The sequence below is a fragment of the Ensifer sp. R1-3 genome (assembly GCF_056739175.1).
Map to the genome: position 1 here is coordinate 953,953 of NZ_CP096515.1, position 19,237 is coordinate 973,189.

At 61.8% G+C, this 19,237-nt stretch carries 19 protein-coding genes; 9 read left to right on the plus strand and 10 right to left on the minus strand.

The annotated features are described in order from the left end of the window. Positions 1-157 precede the first annotated feature (157 nt). Both M1D43_RS04600 and M1D43_RS04605 read right to left on the minus strand, forming a co-directional pair. The gene (locus tag M1D43_RS04600) at positions 158-346 is read right to left on the minus strand and encodes a hypothetical protein (protein ID WP_033053202.1); all 189 of its coding nucleotides are present in this window, start codon (positions 344-346) and stop codon (positions 158-160) included. Positions 347-360: 14 nt separating this feature from the next. Beyond that, a complete protein-coding gene (locus M1D43_RS04605; protein WP_003530936.1) occupies positions 361-1,263 on the minus strand; it encodes a LysR family transcriptional regulator in 903 nt (300 codons plus the stop codon). 94 nt (positions 1,264-1,357) lie between these two features. Here M1D43_RS04605 and M1D43_RS04610 point away from each other — a divergent pair, with 94 nt between their 5' ends. Both M1D43_RS04610 and M1D43_RS04615 read left to right on the plus strand, forming a co-directional pair. Beyond that, a complete protein-coding gene (locus M1D43_RS04610; RefSeq protein WP_153314964.1) occupies positions 1,358-2,023 on the plus strand; it encodes a DUF924 family protein in 666 nt (221 codons plus the stop codon). A 307-nt stretch (positions 2,024-2,330) separates the two neighbouring features. Then, positions 2,331-2,771: a YybH family protein gene (locus M1D43_RS04615; protein ID WP_010969413.1), complete on the plus strand. Its 441-nt coding sequence runs from the start codon at positions 2,331-2,333 to the stop codon at positions 2,769-2,771. 422 nt (positions 2,772-3,193) lie between these two features. On the opposite strand, the gene M1D43_RS04620 is transcribed toward M1D43_RS04615, so the two are convergent. The 3 genes from M1D43_RS04620 to M1D43_RS04630 form a co-directional block, all read right to left on the minus strand. Next, on the minus strand, positions 3,194-3,400 hold the full coding sequence (locus tag M1D43_RS04620; protein ID WP_003530942.1) for a hypothetical protein: 207 nt from the start codon (positions 3,398-3,400) through the stop codon (positions 3,194-3,196). 273 nt (positions 3,401-3,673) lie between these two features. Next, positions 3,674-4,840 (minus strand): BCCT family transporter, encoded by a 1,167-nt coding sequence (locus tag M1D43_RS04625; RefSeq protein ID WP_127542123.1) that lies wholly within the window; start codon positions 4,838-4,840, stop codon positions 3,674-3,676. Between the two features lie 180 nt (positions 4,841-5,020). Next, on the minus strand, positions 5,021-5,503 hold the full coding sequence (locus M1D43_RS04630; RefSeq protein ID WP_003530948.1) for an Lrp/AsnC family transcriptional regulator: 483 nt from the start codon (positions 5,501-5,503) through the stop codon (positions 5,021-5,023). A 35-nt stretch (positions 5,504-5,538) separates the two neighbouring features. Here M1D43_RS04630 and M1D43_RS04635 point away from each other — a divergent pair, with 35 nt between their 5' ends. Together M1D43_RS04635 and M1D43_RS04640 are read left to right on the plus strand one after the other, a co-directional pair. Continuing rightward, entirely contained in the window at positions 5,539-7,101 is a 1,563-nt protein-coding gene (locus M1D43_RS04635) for an aminotransferase class V-fold PLP-dependent enzyme (protein ID WP_318853666.1), read from the plus strand. Next, on the plus strand, positions 7,088-7,963 hold the full coding sequence (locus tag M1D43_RS04640) for an MBL fold metallo-hydrolase (RefSeq protein ID WP_153314970.1): 876 nt from the start codon (positions 7,088-7,090) through the stop codon (positions 7,961-7,963). The genes M1D43_RS04635 and M1D43_RS04640 overlap by 14 nt, the downstream gene beginning before the upstream one ends. Positions 7,964-8,384: 421 nt before the next feature. Here the strand turns inward: M1D43_RS04640 and M1D43_RS04645 are convergent, their stop codons facing one another. The 5 genes from M1D43_RS04645 to M1D43_RS04665 form a co-directional block, all read right to left on the minus strand. After that, the gene (locus M1D43_RS04645; protein WP_153314183.1) at positions 8,385-9,359 is read right to left on the minus strand and encodes a LysR substrate-binding domain-containing protein; all 975 of its coding nucleotides are present in this window, start codon (positions 9,357-9,359) and stop codon (positions 8,385-8,387) included. A gap of 85 nt (positions 9,360-9,444) precedes the next feature. Continuing rightward, positions 9,445-10,332: an NAD(P)-dependent oxidoreductase gene (locus M1D43_RS04650; protein ID WP_153314185.1), complete on the minus strand. Its 888-nt coding sequence runs from the start codon at positions 10,330-10,332 to the stop codon at positions 9,445-9,447. Between the two features lie 9 nt (positions 10,333-10,341). Further along, complete coding sequence (locus tag M1D43_RS04655; protein ID WP_153314187.1) at positions 10,342-11,601, minus strand: TRAP transporter large permease; 1,260 nt, start codon at positions 11,599-11,601, stop codon at positions 10,342-10,344. Further along, positions 11,598-12,164, minus strand: a complete 567-nt coding sequence (locus tag M1D43_RS04660; RefSeq protein ID WP_010969405.1) for a TRAP transporter small permease — start codon at positions 12,162-12,164, stop codon at positions 11,598-11,600. The genes M1D43_RS04655 and M1D43_RS04660 overlap by 4 nt, the downstream gene beginning before the upstream one ends. Next, entirely contained in the window at positions 12,164-13,141 is a 978-nt protein-coding gene (locus M1D43_RS04665) for a TRAP transporter substrate-binding protein (RefSeq protein ID WP_027990720.1), read from the minus strand. Before M1D43_RS04665 ends, M1D43_RS04660 begins: the two co-directional genes overlap by 1 nt. Positions 13,142-13,446: 305 nt before the next feature. Between M1D43_RS04665 and M1D43_RS04670 the strand changes: the two genes are divergently transcribed. From M1D43_RS04670 to M1D43_RS04690, 5 genes are all read left to right on the plus strand, one after another. Then, complete coding sequence (locus M1D43_RS04670; protein ID WP_010969403.1) at positions 13,447-14,301, plus strand: transketolase; 855 nt, start codon at positions 13,447-13,449, stop codon at positions 14,299-14,301. A 12-nt stretch (positions 14,302-14,313) separates the two neighbouring features. Further along, a complete protein-coding gene (locus M1D43_RS04675) occupies positions 14,314-15,360 on the plus strand; it encodes a transketolase family protein (RefSeq protein ID WP_153314189.1) in 1,047 nt (348 codons plus the stop codon). A 74-nt stretch (positions 15,361-15,434) separates the two neighbouring features. After that, on the plus strand, positions 15,435-16,193 hold the full coding sequence (locus tag M1D43_RS04680; RefSeq protein ID WP_153314191.1) for an SDR family NAD(P)-dependent oxidoreductase: 759 nt from the start codon (positions 15,435-15,437) through the stop codon (positions 16,191-16,193). Positions 16,194-16,241: 48 nt separating this feature from the next. After that, entirely contained in the window at positions 16,242-17,066 is an 825-nt protein-coding gene (locus M1D43_RS04685; protein ID WP_028010888.1) for a sugar phosphate isomerase/epimerase family protein, read from the plus strand. A gap of 289 nt (positions 17,067-17,355) precedes the next feature. Then, complete coding sequence (locus tag M1D43_RS04690; RefSeq protein WP_153314193.1) at positions 17,356-19,224, plus strand: TRAP transporter large permease; 1,869 nt, start codon at positions 17,356-17,358, stop codon at positions 19,222-19,224. Positions 19,225-19,237: the final 13 nt, after the last annotated feature.

Genomic DNA, 19,237 nt, shown 5'->3' on the forward strand with positions numbered 1-19,237 from the left:
CTTGAACCCGCTTTCGCCCTCACTATCTCCATAGCAGAAGCGACGTTCGAAGCGGTTCCCTTGGATGGAACGGGGCGAATGGGCCCAGCTAGTTGATGGCAACGTCGTAATCGGAGCTGCAGCGGATCCGGCCAATCCAACTGCAGCTCTGTTTGCGTCAGGCCATCTCGCGATCTTGAGGAGCGGGGCTGCCGCCGTCGTCGTCCCCGCCGTCATCGTCAGGCCACCAGCCCTTCCAATCGTCTCCCGGCGCTTCCTTCGCCTGGCGTCCGTCCAGACGGGCGATGAGCATCTTCACCAGCTCGTGTTCCGAAACTCTCTGGATCATTGATCGAGTAGCAGGCATTGCGAAACTGCACGTCAGTGGGTTCGCCCAAGCACATCGAGGAGCCAAACGAGGCCGCCGTCCATGAGCGCTGCCTTCGGCGCAACCGCCTGAATGGTGGGCGCGCCGAGATCCAGCGGCAGCTTTGCAGTAGCGACTGCGAAACGCTCCGCATGCATCTCGACGAACCGTTTCGGCAGAACGCAGACGAGCTGCGTCTTGGTGAGGAGATCGAGCGCCAGCATGAAATTCGGCACGGCCAAGGCCACGCGACGGGAAAGGCCACGGCTTTCGAGCAACTCGTCGACGATGCCCGATGGGTCGCCTCTCGGCGCGACGAGCAGGTGCTGCATGCGGCAGTAGTTCTCGAGCGTCGGGTTTTTCAGAAAGGGATGGCGGCTCTGCGCGGCGATCACGAAGTCGTCCTCGTACAGCCGTTGGGCGGCGAATCGGGCCGGCAGCTCGTAAAAAGGTGCGATCGCCACATCGATCAGCCGCCCGTCGAGATCGGAAAGCGCCGTCTCCATCTGCATGTGCCGGACGACGAGATCGATGCCCGGCGCAGTGCGGGCGATCTCGTCGAGCAACGGTGGCAGGAAAACCGAAAAGCCGTCGGCCGTGCCGATCGTGAAGCGGCGGCGGGAGCGCGCCGGATCGAAGGGTTCGGCGGTGGAGATGACAGTTCTCACTCGCGCGAGGACATCGCGGATCGGCGCCTCCAGTTCCTTTGCCCGCTCGGTCGGCACCACACCCTTCGGCGTCTTTAGGAATAGCGGATCGTTGAGCAGGCGCCGCAAGCGGCCGAGACCGTGGCTGACGGCGGACGCGGAGAGGTTCAGCCTTTCCGCGGCGCGACCGACATTCCTCTCGTCGAATACCGTTTCGAAGAGCACCAGCAGGTTGAGGTCGGCGCGAGAGAGATCAATTTCGTTCAGCATAATGGTGAAATCATATCAGTTCATTCAGCATCGGCAAAAGCGTAGTCCTTCGGCGTGCCGAGGCCTTGCGGTCTCCAACCAAGCGGAGGAACAAATGAGCGATTTCATCGGCTACATCGAAGCCCTGGCGCTGCGCAACTCGCAGCCTGCAGAGGAGCAAAGCCGCGCGCCAGCACCTGCTGATCGGGCCTTCAACATGCGACTGCGCGAGGCGCTTGCGGGGAGCGACGAGGCAGCGGCCATCATTCGCTTCTGGCGCGAAGCGGGGCCGACGCGGTGGTTCGCCAAGGAGGCCGAATTCGACCGCGCCTTTCGCGAGCGCTTCCTCACAAGCCATAAGGCGGCGGCACGCGGTGAGCTCCTGGACTGGACGGTTTCGCCGGAGAAGACTCTGGCACTCATTCTTCTTCTTGATCAATTCCCCCGCAACGCTTTTCGCGGCACGCCACGCATGTACGAGACCGACGCACTGGCGCTCGGCGTTGCACGGGCGGCGATCAACGCGGGTTACGATCTCAAGGGACCGGCCGACCTGAAGCTCTTCTTCTATCTTCCCTTCGCCCACTCGGAAAGGCTCGCCGATCAGGAACAATCGGTCGAGCTTGCGCGCCGCCTCGGCGAGCCGAGCCTTTCGCACGCCAAAGGCCACCGCGACATCATCCGCCGCTTCGGCCGCTTCCCGCACCGGAACTGGATACTCGCAAGAGCAATGACGGAGGATGAGCAGCGGTTCCTGGACGAGGGCGGGTTTGCGGGCTGAGGTATAGGTGCCGTGACGGACTTGTGGAGGATCCATAAATCCAGGCGAGCATGGAAAGGAAGTGCAGGGCCATGCGCGACGGGTGCCTCCGGATACCTCCCGGAGGACTGCAATCTCACTCACCCTCATCCCTGTGACGAGCACAGGGATGAGGAGATCAAACAAGCGGCGGCGGGTATCTCAACACGCCCAATCATCAGAACACTGCTACTGCTACCCGAATGGGTGGGTTAACTCCCCGGCAATCGGAGCGTATGCTTTGTAAGACGGCATCTTTCCATGCCGCCATCCTTTTGGGGAGGATGCCATGGCCAGACTTCTGACTGCCATGTTCGCCGTGTTCGGTATTTGCCTCTTCTCGCTCGCCTCTGCCAGGGCCGACCCGGGCGACGACGTAAAGGCCGCCTACTCGGCGTGGGACGCAGCATTCAACAATGCGGACGCAAAAGCCATCGCGGCGTTCTACACGGACGACGCTATTTTCTTGCCTGCCACCCATGACGTGATCAAGGGACCTGCCGGGGTTGAGAAATTCTTTGGCGGGATCTTCGGCATGGGCGTGACAGGCCACAAGCTTGAATTGATCGAGGCGCAAGGCGAGGGCAACCTGCTGATCGGCACAGCGAAATGGTCGGCCAAGGGCAAAGACGCCAAAGGTGCCGATCAGCCATGGGCTGGAGTGGCAACCCATGTCTTTGAGAAACAGGCAGACGGCAGCCTGAAACTCAGAGTGCACACGTTCAACTGAGATCCACGCGTCCCGCGAAGCCAAGTGCGACAGTGTACTATCTTGCAAATGGCCTTCGGCTTCTTTGGAGCCGCCGACAGCCATGACGGGTTCGGACGGCTGGGGCGATGATCGACCCGGTGGGCGGCGCCTCCGGTTCTCGCTCGACCGCAAGTATGCTCATCACGATAGAGATGAGCACGAGTATGAGCACCAGAAAGGCGAGTCCCGCTTTATCCATCCCCCATCATGGCAAGGTGAATGCGAGCAAACCGGGGCAAACATCGACGAAGAAGGTCACCGACGCCTGTCACGGTTAATTTTATCTGAATCAACCTGCTCCTGCCGCAACCGGGCATCTCGACGCCGGACGGCACACAGTTTTCCCGCGAATGCTCCGGACGGCTGCGATCCGTTCCGGCCGATCGTTTGCCACGCCCGCGTCAGGAATGCAGCGTCAGTTTTTTCAGTATCTCGATCCTTCGCTCGCCCGATTGATAGATCGAGATCAATCTTGCGGCCAGCGCCTCCGCCTGGTCGCCGCAGTTGGGTACCTGACGCTCTTCCAGCAGTTGCTCGAACACACGGCCGAGTAAATCGATTTCGCCGGGATGAAAGGCTTGGGGAGAGTAGTTCCGGGATGCCGACACAGCGCGCAACTCCTCGGCTTGGGGCGAAAGCGCTATGATCTCCCGGCCATCGGCGCCCGTGCCACATGCCGATGATCGTGAAGCCTACGCTCATTTGCGCAATTGGCGACGCCTCGGCGGTTGCAAAGGATATCGACAAGGCCGAGCCGCGCAAATTCAGCCCCTAGATCACGTCGGGTCGACCTCAAAACATGAACGTGATCGATTCCAAAAAGTTGAGACGCGGGATGCGGGCGGAAAACCGCACACACTTTTCCTCATCCCGCTCTGGCCTTAAGCTGCGGCGCACCGCGCCTCGGTCACTGCCGCCCGAACATGGACGTGGTGGCGCAGAATGAGCACATAGATCGCCGCGTAAATGCCGATCACGATCACGCCCACCCATTCGATCCTGAACGGCGTGAACTGGTAGGCCATGACCAGGCCGAGCTGAAGAAGGAAGTGCAGCGGATAGTATGCTCTCGCTCCGAGCCGCGACTTCGTCCAGCCGAGATTGAGGCCGTAGAGACGGATCAGGGAGTCGAGCGAATTCACGACGAAGATGATGCCGACCGTGACCATGAACCAGTTCAGCCAAGCCGGGATAACGATCTGCTGCTGGAAATAGATGTAAAGCACCGCGAACCACACCGCCAAGGGGATCGAAGGCAGGAGGATCATGGCGACCGCCAGCCGCCATGTCCTCAGCCCTCCGACGAACATGGAAACGAACTGACCGATCATGATGCTCCAGGAGAACCACCAGAAAAGGTAGAACTCGTGATATTCCGTGATCGGGCTGACGAAGCGGTGCAGATTGGCAAAATAGTCCGACAGCAGGCCCATATTCGACGCAAGGCCGCTGATGCCTATATCGCTGTAATAATAGGCGGCTGCCAAAAGCGCCACGACAGCCAGGGTCACGAACATCCATGTCGAGGTGACGGCCAGCCATTTCATGAAGCTGACGTTGCTGCTGGAATAGACGGACGCCGCGATGACGGCGACGACGATAGCCCAGCGCGCCGGCATCGAGATTCCCTCGATATAGCTCGGCAATGCCGTGAGGAAGAGATAGCAGGTGAATGCGCATGTCGCGATGACCGTGAGATTGTAGACCCATTTGACGAGGGCGATCTCGAAGATTCTGAGCCGAGGCTCGAGCACCACGAAGTAGAAGGCCGAGAGGAAGTACATCATCCAGACCAATGGTCCCCACATGCCGAACTCGATTGCGAGGGGATTAGTGAAGCCGTAGGCGCTATCAGCCGCATAGGCCGGAAACTCGGTCAAGGGGAGCATGACCAGGCCCATATCCAGTCCAGCCGTGAACAGCAGCGCCACGAAGGTGTATATGCCGACAGGAGTTTGCCCGCGACAGTGGACATTGCCCCAGCGGACGATGACGAAGATGGCGCTGAGAAGAACCGCCGCATAGGCGGTGCTGATGATATAGCTCACGGCAGATCTCCCCCTCTTGTCGTCCCGCCGCATCCGATCGGACGGGAGCGGCATGAGGCCACAAGCATGCCGATTTCAAACGTCCATGAGCGACGCGGCGCTAATCGTGAACGACGCGCCGCGGCCGTTTCGAGCCGCAAGCGATCGACAATGGCCATGAGAGTGCGCAATTCGAGAGGCTCACCGGAGACGCGTCAAATCCACAGGGCGGTTGTCAATGATCGCTTCCATCGAAAAGAAGCCCGTCACGGTGGCGAGGTCGAAATTTGTGATGAGCTTCTGATAAAAGGCGTCATAGCCGGACATGCCCCTGGTGACGACTTTGATCAGGTAGTCCCATTCCCCGCCGATGCGGTAAAAATCAATGACTTCTGGAAGTTTCTCGACATGCGCCCTGAAGCCGTCGCTCCACTCCTTGGAGTGGTGACGGGTGCGAATCATCACGAACACGATGAGATCGAGGCCCAACGCGCCGATATCTATATCGCTATGGGACCCGCGGATCATTCCGATCGAGTGAAGCCGCTGGAGACGGCGCCAGCAGGCATTTTGCGACAACCCTACCTTCTCGGCCAGTTCGCGCTGCGAGAGGTTCGAATCCTTCTGCAGCGCCGCCAGAATCTTCAGATCGAATCCATCGACTTTAGCTTGAGATTCGATCATGTGACACAAAATCCGGGATGAACTGCAGAAAATAGGTGAACATTTCGACGGTGCGGCAGAATACAATCGATGTCAACATCCAAGCCTCGGAGGTGATCGTGCAAGCTGTCCGCTATGAGCCAAAAGACAACGTCACGCCTCTTGAGCGGTTTCGCCGAGGGCTGGACCGCAGCGGTGTTATAGAATTCCTGCGGGATGATCTCGTCGGGGCCACTTCGCAGATTGAGGGGCCCTACGGCATCAGGAACCTGGTCTATGCCGACTATGTTGCATCCGGCCGGGCGCTTCTAACAGTTGAACGTTTCATCCTGGAAGACGTTCTGCCATTTTACGCCAACAGCCATACCGAGGCTTCCTACTGCGGCGGTTTCATGACCCGCATGCGGCGGGAGGCGCGGGCGTTGATCGCCGAATGCTGCGGAGCGGATGAGAGACATGCGGTCATCTTTACCGGATCCGGCGCGACTTCAGGGCTGAACCGCCTCGTCAAACTGTTCGGCGTCACCGAAGCGATCGCGGCAGGGAAGACCGTACGGGTCATCATTGGTCCGTACGAGCACCACTCCAACATACTTCCCTGGCGCGAAAGCGGGGCGGAAATCGTAGAGCTGACCGAGTCGCCCATGGGCGGGCCGGACCTTTTCCTTCTGGATCAGGCGCTGCGAACCGGATCTCCCGACCTGACCATCTGTACATTGTCCGCGGCCTCGAACATTACGGGAATCACCAGCGACGTCGCGGCGATTACCGACTTGGTGAAATCGGCCGGGGCCAAGATGATCTGGGATTATGCAGGGGCCGGTCCCTATGTACCGATTTCGATGTCGCCGAGCGGCTCTGCGGAGATCGACGCCATCGTTCTCTCGCCACACAAGTTCATTGGCGGCCCGGGCGCTTCCGGCATTTTGATCGTCCGGCGCGGCGGCTTGGCAACGAACAAGCCCTCCTGGCCGGGTGGGGGGACGGTGAAATTCGTCTCGCCGGAGACGCATGACTACAGCGACAGCCTCGAAGCCCGCGAAGAGGCGGGGACGCCGAACGTCGTCGGCGACATCCGGGCGGCGCTCGCCTTTGTCGTCAAGCACGCAATCGGGTTGGAGGAAATGGCGCGGCGCAATCGCCAACTTACCGTTCGTGCCTTTTCCGCGTGGAAGGATGTCCCACAATTGGAGATACTTGGACTTCCTGCGCTGGACCGGCTACCGATTTTTTCCTTCCGCATCCGCAACGGCAAGGGGGGATATATGCACCAGCAACTCGTTACTCGCATGCTGAGCGACCGGTTCGGCATTCAGGCCCGTGGCGGTTGCGCCTGCGCCGGGCCCTATGTTCACAGGCTGCTGTCGATCGATGCGCAGCAGTCGGAGCAGATGCGCCAAGCCATTCTCGCCGGCGACGAAATAAAAAAGCCGGGCTTCACCCGGCTGAATTTCAGCGTTCTGCTCTCGGACGAAAAGGTGAAATTCATCCTCGATTCCGTCGCGAAACTGGCTGCCGACGCTCCGGCGTTCGAACCGGATTACGACTTCGATCCGGCACGTGCGATCTTCTTCCCTCGTGTAGCGGCCGAGAACGGAGGGGCACATGCACAGGCCTGATGTAGCTGCCTTTTACGACGCGGCCACGGGCAGCATTCAGTATGTCGTGGCCGACCCGGAAACGGGAAAATGCGCGATCATCGATCCGGTGCTCGACTTCGATCAGAAGTCGGGTTCTACCGCGACGACGAACGCCGACGCCATCCTCGATCATGTGGCCAAGCAGGGTTTGAGTGTCGAATGGATACTGGACACCCATCCGCATGCGGATCATTTCTCGGCGGCACGCTACCTCAGGGATCGAACGGGGGCGCCGACGGCCATCGGCGAGCACGTGAAAGGCGTGCAGCAGATCTGGAAACAGATCTACAATTGGCCGGATTTCGTGTGTGACGGTTCGCAGTGGGATCGGCTGTTTCGCGACGGCGATATCTTCAATATCGGGAATCTCGCAGTCCGCGTACTGCACTCGCCGGGGCATACACTCGCGTCGATCAGCTACATCGTCGGCGATGCGGCCTTCATTCACGACACGTTGTTCATGCCTGACAGCGGTTCCGCCCGGGCCGACTTTCCCGGCGGCAGCGCCGAGAGCCTGTGGAACTCGATTCAGGCCATTCTTGCCCTTCCGGGCGAGACCCGCCTCTTCACCGGACATGACTATCGGCCAGGCGGCCGTGACGCTCTGTGGGAAAGTACGGTGGCGGAACAGAAAGCCGATAATAAGCATGTCGCCGGAAAAACGCAGACCGATTTCGTCAGCCTGCGGGAGGCGCGCGACAAGACCTTACCGATGCCCAAGCTTATCCTCCATGCCCTGCAGGTAAACATTCGCGGCGGAGAACTGCCTGCCGCCGAGGACAATGGCCGCCGCTACCTCAAGATACCGCTGGACGCCTTTTCCGGTGCCGTCTGGGAATGACGAGGGCAGGGACGATCTTCGTATGGATTCCATGGATCATTAGAGGGGGCACGTATTGTCCCCGCATCGCCGGGGAGCGTTCGCCCCTCATCCGGCTGCCGCCACCTTCTCCCCGCAGGCGGGGAGAAGGGACAAGCGGCGCCAACTGAACCCCGCATTCACCGTCCGCCCGAGGGAGCGAACGGGCGCGGCATATCCCTTCTCCCCGCCTGCGGGGAGAAGGTGGCGGCAGCCGGTTGAGGGGCAACCCCGACCGAGCGGGGTTGAGGCGGTTGGGTTCCCGAGGGATCCCCTTCATGAGCAGTATCCGCCGCACCGGCGCGCAAGAGATATGTGCATGCCGTAGCATCGAAAATGGAGAAGGTGCCGGCAGGCGGATGAGGGGCGGCTTCGAATCCAATGCTGCCCATTGGCCTCTGAGTTAGCGGAGACCGGGTTCGCCGTCCTTGGCGAGACGCAGCCGGCAGCCGAGCTTTTCGAGAAGGGCGCGTGCCGATCGGTCGAACTTCGTTCCTTCCATCCGGATCCAATCGGTAAACAGGCGGACCGGGCGGCGGTTGATGTGCCGGCTCGGACAGACGATCCAGTAGGCGGGAAATTCGACGACCTCGAACGCGGTGGACAGCGGCACAAGGCTGCCGCGCTCCAGTTCCTCTTGCGCCAGCGTTGCCGAATCCAGCACGATCCCGGCGCCGTCGCGCGCAAGCTGGATCGCCATCGAGGAACGATCGAAGCGTAACGGGGCCTGCTCCGTCGGCGGGTCGATGTTATGGACGACAAGCCAGACGTCCCATTGGTAAAGCGCCTTCACCGAATGGATGAGCCGCGCCTGGGCAAACTGCAGCACCGGATCGTCGCTGACCGAACGCAGCCGGTCGCGATAGTCGGGGCTGCACATCGGCAGGACGAAATCGCTGATGATGCACTCGGTACGCAGCCCCTCCCAGGCGCCGGAACCGTAACGCAAGTCGAGGTCGATCACTTCGGTCTCGAAATCGGAAAAATCCGGCGTTGCATCGACACGAACGCCCCAGTCGGGATTGGCATCAAGGAAGCTCTTGAGGCGCGGTGTAAGCCAGCGGACCGCGAAACTGGGGCTGGAGCGCATCGTCAGCTGACGGCTGTTGCGCTGGCGCAGAACTGCCGAGCGGGCGTCGCGAATCATCCGGAAAGCACTCGTCGTCGTCTGGAAAAGCAGCTCGCCGTCGATCGTCAGGCTGAGCCGCCGGTCCTTTCGGCGGAACAGCCGTACGCCCCATTGTTCTTCCAGCTGCTTCAACTGCTGGCTGACGGCCGCTGCCGAGACCCCCAGTTCCGCGGCGGCAAGGGAAACGCGGCCTGTACGGGCGACCGCCTCGAAATAGGCGAGCGAGTTGAGGTTGGGGTTGATCGGCAAGCTTGCCTCCGGGGCGGAGTTCCGCCGCGCTGACGGAAGGATGATGCGCAGCCATCCGTCAATTGCTGCACGCGCGCCGTTTATGTCAAGTGATGCCGTTCAGGCGTCGATAGGCGGCAATCACCTGGCTGTCGTCCTCCAGGCCATTCCCGCTGCCGCTTTCGGCCAGGAACATCTGATGGGCGGCCGCCGCAAGCGGGAGCGCCATGCTGACCGACCGCCCTGTTGCCAGTGCGATGCCGAGATCCTTGACGAAAATATCAACGGCACTGGTTACGGGCGGCGTTTCCGTGATCATGCGAGGTCCACGGTCCTTCAGCATCCAGCTCGAGGCAGCGGAGTTGGAGACGATTTCGAGCAGGGTCGCGGCGTCGACACCTGCCTTTTCGCCGAGCGCCAGGGCCTCAGCCGCGGTGGCGAGGTGCACGCCGCAGAGAAGTTGGTTGATCGCCTTGACGACGGCGCCCTGGCCTTGCTCCGGTCCGCAATGGAAGACCTTGTCGCCCATCGCCCGAAGCACAGGCACAACCGCGTGGTACGCCTCTTCGGGAGCCCCCACCATGATGGTGAGCGCGCCCGCCTTTGCCCCGACCACGCCGCCGGAGACCGGGCAATCGACGAGGACCCTGCCGCTCGCTTCCACTTCGTCAGCCAGTCGCTTGACCTCATCGGGCGGGCAGGTTGCCATGAGGCAGATATGAGCACCTTGGGGCAGAGAGGAAAGAGCGCCGGATTCGAGGAGCACCGAACGCGCCTGTTCCGCATTCACGACCATCAGCACGAGAACGTCTGCTCCCGAGCAGGCTTCTGCGGGGTTTGCAGACCTGATCCCGCCAGTAGCAGCGAGTGTCTCCATAGCCGCGGCCCTAACGTCGAAGCCGCGCACCGTATGACCCGCCCTGATCAGATTCTCGGCCATTGGCAGTCCCATGGAGCCGAGGCCTACGAATGCAACTCTCTTCTTATCATTCATGATCGGTCCTCAGTAGATCGTCAGAGCGGGAACATATGACATCAGCACCAGGACGGCTGCTGCAACGATGTAGAAGGGCCACAACTCCTTGACCACCGCCCCGATCGGCACGCGGGCGATCACGGCGCCAATGAAAAGCGTAATTCCGATCGGCGGCGTAAACAGTCCGATCGAAAGATTGATGCAGATCATCACGCCGAGCTGGATTGGGTCCATGCCGATTGCATGACCGATGGCGACGAAGGTGGGCCCGAGCAGCAGGATTGCCGCGGGCAGGTCGAGAAACATCCCCACCACCAGCATGATGAGATTCATCATGAGGATGATCAGGATGGCGCTTCCGAGCGTTTCCAGTGCCCAGTTGGCCACGATGGTGGGCACACGCTCGGTAATGAGGACGTGGCCGACGAGGCTCGATGCGGCGATGACCAGCATGACGACGCCGGTGGTGATCACGGTTCCGACCAGGGCTGCGTAGATCCGCTCCCAGGTCAGGTCCCGATAGAGCAGCAGGCTCACCAGCAGCGCATAGAAGACGGCGATCACGCTGACTTCGGTCGGCGTTGCGATCCCCGCCCGCAGCAACAGGATGATGAAGAACGGCATGGCCAGTGCCGGCAGTGCCGACAGCATAGATCGGCCGAAGGACTTCAACTGCCCGGCATCCGTCAGGCGGGGGAAGTTCCGAATGCGCCCGGACAGGTAGCAAACGATCATCATCCCGCCGGCGAGCATCAATCCCGGCAGGACTGCAGCCGAAAACAGCGATGCAATCGAGGAATTTGCCACCGTCGAAAAGAGGATCAGGGGAATGGACGGCGGGATCAGGCCGGCGATGGTCGAGGAAGAGGCGGTAACGGCCGCCGCAAAGCCTGCCGGATACCCCTCTTTCTTCTGCCAGGGGATCAGCATCGATCCGAGCGCGGAGGCTTCGGCGACTGCCGAGCCGGAGACACCGCCGAAGATCGTGGATCCGACGACCGTGACCTGACCCATTCCGCCGTGGAACCGCCCGACGAGTGCTGCCGCGAACTGCACGAGTTTCTGGCCAAGCGTGCCTGACATCATGAGTGAGCCGGACAGGATGAAAAAGGGTATCGCGAGCAGCGGAAAGCTCTGGGTCGGCTGGAACAGCTTCACCACCGCCAGCACGGTTGGCGTTCCGCCCTGCCATAGGATCGCTGCGCCCGCAGCGATGATCAGCGCGTAACCGACTGGAACCGAGATGGCCAGCAATGCGGCGAAGAGGCCGGTCATGATCGCGGTCATGTCATATGCTCCGTTTCCGGTTTATCCAGCGTCCTCGGGTCGTCGCAAAATGCGACGCGTATGAGGTTGACCAGGGAGGCGAGCGCGATGCCGCCGAAGCCGAACAGCAAGGAACTATAAGCCCAGGCCTGCCCCAGTCCGGTCATCGGAAAGACCTGCGCCCTGGTGATCGAGATCACCTGAAGCGACAGGTAACCGAGATAGGCAAAGGCCACGGCGACCAGGAGATGGATCAGCATCAGCAGGATGCGCAGCTGCTCGGTGGTGAGCAGGCTTCGGAATGCTTCGGCGGCGATATGAGATCCCCGATGCGCGCCGAGTACGATGCCTCCCATGATGAGCCATGGGAACAGCAGGTTCGGCACTTCGTTGGGCCAACCGAGGCTCGCATGGGTGAGATAGCGCACGACGACCTCGGTCATGAGGGCGAGGAAGATTGCGACTATCGAGGCGACGGCAACGACGATCGCGGCCATGTCCAGAACGAGGCCGACCCGATTGGCGATGCGCAAGGCGGGCAGGTCCGCACTTGCGCCGCTATTGCGGACGTTGTCCATCGCCATCACTGGACGGCCGCTGCTTTGGCGGCCCCGACGAGTTCGTCGACGAGGTCGGGATACTGTGCCCGCCATTTGTCATAGACCGACTGCGTCGCCTGGACGAACGGCGCCGGGTCGACGTCGTTGATCTTCACGCCGGCGGCTTCCAGCTCGCCGCGCAGGCGGGTGGTCTGTTCGCCGACCATCTGCCGGTTCAGTTGACCGGCTTCCCGGGCGGCGTCGCGGATGATCTGCTGATCTTCCGGCGGCAGCGCGTCGAACACGATCTTCGAGGCCAGGAACGGCGTCGATTCATATTTGTGGTTGGTCATGGAGATATAGGGCTGCACCTCGTGCAGCTTGGACGAGTGTATGTTGATCAGCGGGTTTTCCTGTCCGTCGACGACACCCTGCTGCAATGCGATGTAGAGCTCCGAGAAGGCCATCGGCGTCGGCGAGGCGCCGAGCGCGGTGAAGATGTCGACGGTCATCTGATCCGGCGGTGTGCGGATCTTCATTCCGGCGAGATCCGACGGCGCTGTGATCTGCCTCTTCGAGTTGGAGGTTTCGCGAATGCCGTTGTTCCACCAGGCAAGCACGACCAGGCCCTGCTGTTCGGCGGCGGCGGCGATCTTGTCGCCGACGGGTCCGTCCATCACGGCCTCGGCCTGTTTCAGATCCTGGAACAGGAACGGCAGGCCAAGGAGCGCGATTTCCGGCACCACGGCCGATGTCGTGCCCTGGGAGTTGGCGGAGAAGGCAATGGTGCCGAGCCGCATGTTGGTAATCGTCTCGGCGTCGTCGCCGAACTGAGCGCTGCCGCCGACGTCGATCTTGAGACGTCCTTCCGATTTCTGTTCGACGAGCTCGGCGAATTTCAGCGATGCAACGTCCTTGGGGTTGCCCGCGGCGGCATTGTGCGAAAGCTGATAGGTCTGGGCGCCGGCGGGGCCTGCGCAAAGCGACAGCACGGCAGCGGTCAGCAGATGACGAAGGTTCATTTTTTCTCCTCCCTGAGAATTTTCTGTCCCGATCGGCGAAGAGAATCGTCCGCTGCTGCACGAAGCCGGCCCTGTGCTCGACATCCCTGGGAAATCGTTCAGAGGCAACTCGCTTTAGCGGCGCACTGCATGCAGTTGAGCGTCCTCCTCGCTCCGCCTGGGCTTGACCATCGCCGATCTTCGCTGGGGCGTCACCTAAGTTTTGCTTAACAACTTGTTCGATCTGCTTAATTGCCGGCGGCCCCTGCCGCGTTCAGTAATTACAGCGCTGACGTCTTTTGCGCCGACAGGTGAGGGGAGGAACCATGACCAGCCAAAGCCCGGCAGTTCAGCTGTCGAACACGAGCCTTGCGCGTCGCGCCTGGGAAATCCGGCGCAAGGCCGTTCGGATGGGCGAGGTTCAGGGACAAGGATATGTGGGCCAGGCGCTCGGCATCGCCGATGTCCTCGCGGTTTCGTATTTTCATGCGTTGACCTATCGAAGGCAGGACCCGGAATGGGAGGGGCGCGACCGATTTCTACTGTCGATCGGACACTATGCCATTGCGCTTTACGCGGCGCTTATCGAAGCGGGAATCCTTCCTGAACAGGAACTCGAGACCTATGGCACAGATGACAGCCGTCTGCCGATGTCCGGCATGGCAGCCTATACGCCGGGAATGGAAATCACCGGCGGTTCGCTGGGCCAGGGACTTGGCATCGGCGTCGGCATGGCGCTCGGGTTGAAGGCCAAGAAAAATCCGGCCTTCGTCTATAACCTGATGTCGGATGGAGAACTGGGCGAAGGCTCGACCTGGGAAGCGGCGATGTCGGCCGCTCATCACAAACTCGGCAATCTGATCTGCCTCGTCGACTTCAATGACCAGCAGGCGGACGGCAAGTCGACCGAGATGCTATGTTCGGAGCCGCTCGGCGCAAAGTGGGCCGCCTTCGGCTGGCATGTTCAACGGGTCGACGGCAATGACATTCCCGCCCTCGTAGCCGCCTTCGATGCGGCACGTGCGCTCGAAGAGGCCATGCCTCGCGTGATCATCTGCGACACCTTGATGTGCAAGGGCGTGCCGTTCCTCGAACAACGCGAGGTGACGCATTTCGTCCGGGTCGACGCAGACGAATGGCAGAAGGCGCTGGCCGCCCTCGACGCGAACCGGCCGGATTGAGGAGAACAGACCATGAGCGTCAACCGCAACTACGACCCGCACCGCAAATGGGAACCGCGCCCGCCGCCGAAGAGCGGCAAGGGAGGGCGCACCTCCGCGATGATCGCCTCGCTGGCGGCGGAGGGCTATGAGACGGTTTCTGCCCCGTTCGGCCATGCCCTGGTCGCGGAAGCTCGCCGCAATGATCGGATCGTGGGCCTCACGGCCGATCTCGCGAAATACACCGACCTGCATATCTTCGCGGAGGCCTTCCCGGAGCGATTCTACCAGATGGGCATGGCCGAACAGGTGATGATCTCGGCGGCGGCCGGGCTGGCGCGCGAGGGGTTCATGCCTTTTGCCACCACCTATGCGGTCTTCGCCTCGCGCCGGGCCTATGACTTCATCGCCATGGCGATTGCGGAGGAGTATCTGCCCGTCAAGATCGTCTGCGCCCTGCCGGGCCTGACCACCGGCTATGGGCCGAGCCATCAGGCAACCGAGGATATGGCGATCTTCCGCGGCCTGCCCAACCTGACGATCGTCGATCCATGCGATGCCATCGACGTGGCCGAGGCGATACCCGCCATCGCAGCCCATGAGGGTCCCGTCTATATGCGGCTCTTGCGCGGCAAGGTGCCGTCGGTGATCCGCCGGCATTGCCCGGATTACAAGTTCGAGCTGGGCAAGGCGAAGCTTCTGCGCGACGGCACCGATGCGCTGATCATCGCTTCGGGCTTCATGACGATGCGGGCGCTCGATGCGGCGGTCGAACTCGGCGAGCAGGGTATCTCGGCTGCGGTCCTCCATTGCCCGACGATCAAGCCGCTCGATACCGGGACGATCCTTGCCGAGGCTCGGCGGGCGGGCCGGCTGGTCGTCACTGCGGAGAACCACACATGCATTGGCGGACTGGGCGAGGCCGTGGCGGCGACGCTCCTTTCGAACGGCGCGACGCCGGCATTCCGAATGATCAGTCTGCCGGACCAGTTCCTGGATGCCGGAGCGCTGCCGACGCTTCATGAGCGCTACGGAATCTCGACCAAGTCGATGGTGCAGAAAATCCGCAGCTGGCTTTGACGCGCCGTTTCGACGCATTAACCCCTTCGCTCCGGCGATCTGCGCCGGACCTTCCGGAAAACAGGAGAATTTCAATGGGAACCGCTCTACTCGAGGGGAATTTTGCCGTGATCACCGGTGCTGCATCCAGGCGCGGCCTGGGCAAGGCCACCGCCAGGCTTTTCGCCGAACATGGCGCCACGGTCGCCATTCTCGACCTTGACGAGGCCGCTGCCAGGGAGGCGGCCGCCAGCCTCGGTCCCCGGCATGTCGGCATGGCATGTAATGTGACCGACCTCGCGAGCGTTCGCACCGTCATGGATGCCTTGGTTTCGCAATGGGGCCGGATCGACATCCTCGTGAACAATGCGGGGATCACCCAGCCGCTGAAGATCATGGAGATCGCGCCGGAGAACTACGATGCCGTGCTCGACGTGAACCTGCGCGGCACGCTTTACTGCAGCCAGGCGGTGATCCCTCATATGCGATCGCGCAAACAGGGCAAGATCGTCAACCTTTCCTCGGTCTCGGCGCAGCGCGGCGGCGGTATATTCGGCGGTCCACACTATTCCGCCGCCAAGGCGGGCGTCCTCGGCCTGACGAAAGCGATGGCCCGCGAGTTGGCACCCGACAATGTGAGGGTCAACGCGATCTGCCCCGGTTTCATCGCGACCGACATCACGGGCGGCCTGCTGACGCCGGAGAAACTGGAGGAGATCAAGGCGGGCATTCCCATGGGGCGCCCGGGAACCGCGGATGATGTGGCCGGTTGCGCGCTCTTCCTCGCCTCCGACCTTTCGGCTTACGTCACCGGCTCGGAAGTCGACGTGAATGGCGGCTCGCTGATCCATTGATCGGGAAGCGGCGCCTCGGCAGGCACCTTTTAAATTTTGGAGGAGTCCATGAAGCTCGGACTGGGGAGTTATGCCTTCCGCTGGTCGATAGGCATCAAGGATCTGCAGCCTGTCCGGCCGATGACCGCGATGGAGGTGCTGGAGATCGCCCACGCTCACGGCCTGAGCGTGGTCCAGTATGCCGACAATCTGCCGCTCGACCGCCTGACTCCCGCCCAGCAACTGGCGCTCAGGGAGCGCGCCGACAGCTACGGTATGGCGCTGGAGCTTGGTACGCAGAGCTTCGACGCGGAGGAACTCGGCCGCTATATCCCGATCGGCGAGCGGATCGGTTCCGGGATCCTGCGCGTCGCGCTTGATGCCGCCGATGCGCAGATTCCCGTGCACGAACTGGCTGCCCAGATCCGGGAGATACTCCCGGACGGGAAACGGTCAGGCCTGCGCTTCGCCATCGAGAACCACTTCAACTATCCCTCTCCGCGAATGGTGGAGCTGCTGGAGGCTGTTGCGGACGAATCACTCGGGGTCTGCCTGGACGTGGCAAATTCGATCTGTGCCGGCGAGTGGCCCATGACGACGATCCGGATGCTGGCGCCCTACACGATCAACCTGCATCTGAAGGACTACCGGATTACCCCCGATCCCTATGGCGTCGGCTTCCGTATCCATGGCACGCCGCTTGGCGAGGGCCGGGCGGAGATCGAGGAAATCCTCGCGTGCCTGTCGCATTGCCCGGACGACATGAGTTGCATTCTCGAGCACTGGCTGCCGCAGACGGAGGACATGGAGGCAACCCGCAGGCTGGAGCACGAGTGGCTTGGTCGGACCGTTGCGGCCGCAAGGCGACTGATACCCGGTGACCATAGGGCCTAGGCTCGAAGATGAGGCCATGGTTCATATTATGGACCCGTCTTAACAAGAATTACCTCGTGGTTTCAGTGTCTTGTATGAACGTGTTGATTGGTGTTTTCCTTTCACCTACAAAATGGACCTGATCGAAAGTCGCTGTGGAGGGCGGCGGACGATCAGGAATGTCGTTCCGATGCCGCCATTGGTTTCGGTCGACGCCTCTGGGGAGGAGCTTTGACGCCGTTCGATCCGCCGTGATGCGCACGACTTGCGCGCGCAACGCGATCGGACGGTTCAAAAGGGAGGAAAGCCGATGACCACCACGACGGAGGGCGTTTCCGAATTCGCCGTGCTCGCAGAGACGATGGAGGCCCGGCCGGGTTCGCGGCTGATGCGCCCCGTCGAAGCGCTATCCGCCGTTCTGCTTGTGGCGATTATCGCCATGCTGCTCTCCGGCGTGGCTTTTCGCTATGGCCTGTCGAGACCGATCGTCTGGATCGATGAAGCGGCGTCGATCGCCTTCCTGTGGCTTGCCATGCTCGGTTCGGCCATCGCGATCGACCGTTGCGAGCATCTGCGTCTGACAATCCTTCTCAATGCTCTCGGCGAAAGGGCGCGGCAGTTCACCGAAACGCTCGGCATGGTCGCCATCATGTCGTTCCTTCTCGTCCTGCTGCCGGCAGCCTACACCTATGCCGCCGGCGAAATGGACATCACTTCGTCGGCATTGAACATCCCGGCGGGTTATCGCGCCGCGGCCATCGCAGTCGGCATGGTCCTCATGGTGCTGCTGGCCGTCGCTCAATTGCTCAGAACCGCCAAGCCGCTCGACGTGGTGGTTTCAGTGGCGTTCGTGCTCGGGGTTGCTTTGGTGCTCTGGTTGCTGACGCCTGCGCTCAGCTCGTTCGGCAACGGCAACATTCTGATCTTTCTCGTCGGCGGTGCCGCCGTCTGCCTCGCGATGGGTGTTCCGATCGCCTTCTGCTTCGGCATTGCGACGCTTCTGTTTCTCGCCTTCACGACATCGATGCCGCTGGTGGTCATGATCGGCCGCATGGATGAGGGCATGTCCAGCCTCATTCTGCTTTCGGTCCCGGTCTTCGTGCTTCTCGGCTGCATTCTGGACGCGACCGGGATGGGCAAGGCGATCGTCGATTTCCTTGCCTCCATGCTCGGCCATGTCAAGGCCGGCATGTCCTATGTTCTGTTGGGCTCGCTCTTTCTCGTGTCCGGCATTTCCGGGTCGAAAGTCTCGGACATGGCGACGGTTGCCCCGGCGCTGTTTCCGGAAATGAAGCGCCGTGGTCACAAGCCGAAGGAGATGATAGCGCTCCTGGCGACCGGGGCCGCCATGGCCGACACCGTACCGCCGAGCATCGTGCTGATCGTTCTCGGCTCGGTGGCCGGCGTGTCGATCGCGGCGCTGTTCACCAGCGGTTTTGCCATCGCACTCGTGCTGCTGGTCGCGCTTGCCGCGCTTGCACGCATCAAGGCAGCCCGCGAAAATGTCGACGGCGTCGTGCGCCCGTCGCTGAAACGCATCGGCGGCACGGCGCTGATCGCGGCGCCGGCCCTGGTGCTGCCGTTCATCATCCGCAGCGCCGTCGCGAGCGGTGCGGCGACCGCGACCGAGGTCTCGACCATCGCGGTCGTCTACGCCTTCATCATCGGCACTGTCCTTTATGGCGGCATCGGCATGCGGCGAACCTACAGGATGCTGGTCGAGACCGCCGCGATGAGCGGTGCGATCCTCCTGATCCTCGGTACCGCCGCGGCGATGGCCTGGGCGCTCACCCAGACCGGATTCGCCTTCGAGCTCACCGACATGATGAGCGGCCTGCCGGGTGGATGGTTCACCTTCATGCTGGTCTCGATCGCCCTGTTCATGCTGCTCGGCTGCGTGCTCGAAGGCCTCCCTGCGATCGTGCTCCTGGCGCCGATCATGTTTCCGATCGCGCGTGCGATGGGGATCCATGACGTCCACTATTCCATGGTCATCGTCACCGCGATGAACGTCGGACTGATGGCACCGCCGATCGGCATCGGCTTCTACATCGCCTGCAAGATCGGCAAGGTTTCGCCCGACGAGGCCATGGGAGCGATCTGGCCCTATATCGGCGCGATGGTGCTCGGCCTCTTGCTGATCGCCGCCGTGCCCTGGTTCTCGCTCGCATTGCTGTGAGCCCGCCACCCAC

What these genes read in the sequence shown, in the direction of transcription:
- M1D43_RS04615 (WP_010969413.1), top strand. Translation starts at nt 2,331, where the DNA reads ATGGCCAGACTTCTGACTGCCATGTTCGCCGTGTTCGGTATTTGCCTC.
- M1D43_RS04630 (WP_003530948.1), bottom strand. Translation starts at nt 5,503, where the DNA reads ATGATCGAATCTCAAGCTAAAGTCGATGGATTCGATCTGAAGATTCTG.
- M1D43_RS04640 (WP_153314970.1), top strand. Translation starts at nt 7,088, where the DNA reads ATGCACAGGCCTGATGTAGCTGCCTTTTACGACGCGGCCACGGGCAGC.
- M1D43_RS04680 (WP_153314191.1), top strand. Translation starts at nt 15,435, where the DNA reads ATGGGAACCGCTCTACTCGAGGGGAATTTTGCCGTGATCACCGGTGCT.
- M1D43_RS04650 (WP_153314185.1), bottom strand. Translation starts at nt 10,332, where the DNA reads ATGAATGATAAGAAGAGAGTTGCATTCGTAGGCCTCGGCTCCATGGGA.
- M1D43_RS04690 (WP_153314193.1), top strand. Translation starts at nt 17,356, where the DNA reads ATGACCACCACGACGGAGGGCGTTTCCGAATTCGCCGTGCTCGCAGAG.
- M1D43_RS04660 (WP_010969405.1), bottom strand. Translation starts at nt 12,164, where the DNA reads ATGGCGATGGACAACGTCCGCAATAGCGGCGCAAGTGCGGACCTGCCC.
- M1D43_RS04605 (WP_003530936.1), bottom strand. Translation starts at nt 1,263, where the DNA reads ATGCTGAACGAAATTGATCTCTCTCGCGCCGACCTCAACCTGCTGGTG.
- M1D43_RS04610 (WP_153314964.1), top strand. Translation starts at nt 1,358, where the DNA reads ATGAGCGATTTCATCGGCTACATCGAAGCCCTGGCGCTGCGCAACTCG.
- M1D43_RS04670 (WP_010969403.1), top strand. Translation starts at nt 13,447, where the DNA reads ATGACCAGCCAAAGCCCGGCAGTTCAGCTGTCGAACACGAGCCTTGCG.
- M1D43_RS04675 (WP_153314189.1), top strand. Translation starts at nt 14,314, where the DNA reads ATGAGCGTCAACCGCAACTACGACCCGCACCGCAAATGGGAACCGCGC.
- M1D43_RS04655 (WP_153314187.1), bottom strand. Translation starts at nt 11,601, where the DNA reads ATGACCGCGATCATGACCGGCCTCTTCGCCGCATTGCTGGCCATCTCG.
- M1D43_RS04685 (WP_028010888.1), top strand. Translation starts at nt 16,242, where the DNA reads ATGAAGCTCGGACTGGGGAGTTATGCCTTCCGCTGGTCGATAGGCATC.
- M1D43_RS04665 (WP_027990720.1), bottom strand. Translation starts at nt 13,141, where the DNA reads ATGAACCTTCGTCATCTGCTGACCGCTGCCGTGCTGTCGCTTTGCGCA.
- M1D43_RS04600 (WP_033053202.1), bottom strand. Translation starts at nt 346, where the DNA reads ATGCCTGCTACTCGATCAATGATCCAGAGAGTTTCGGAACACGAGCTG.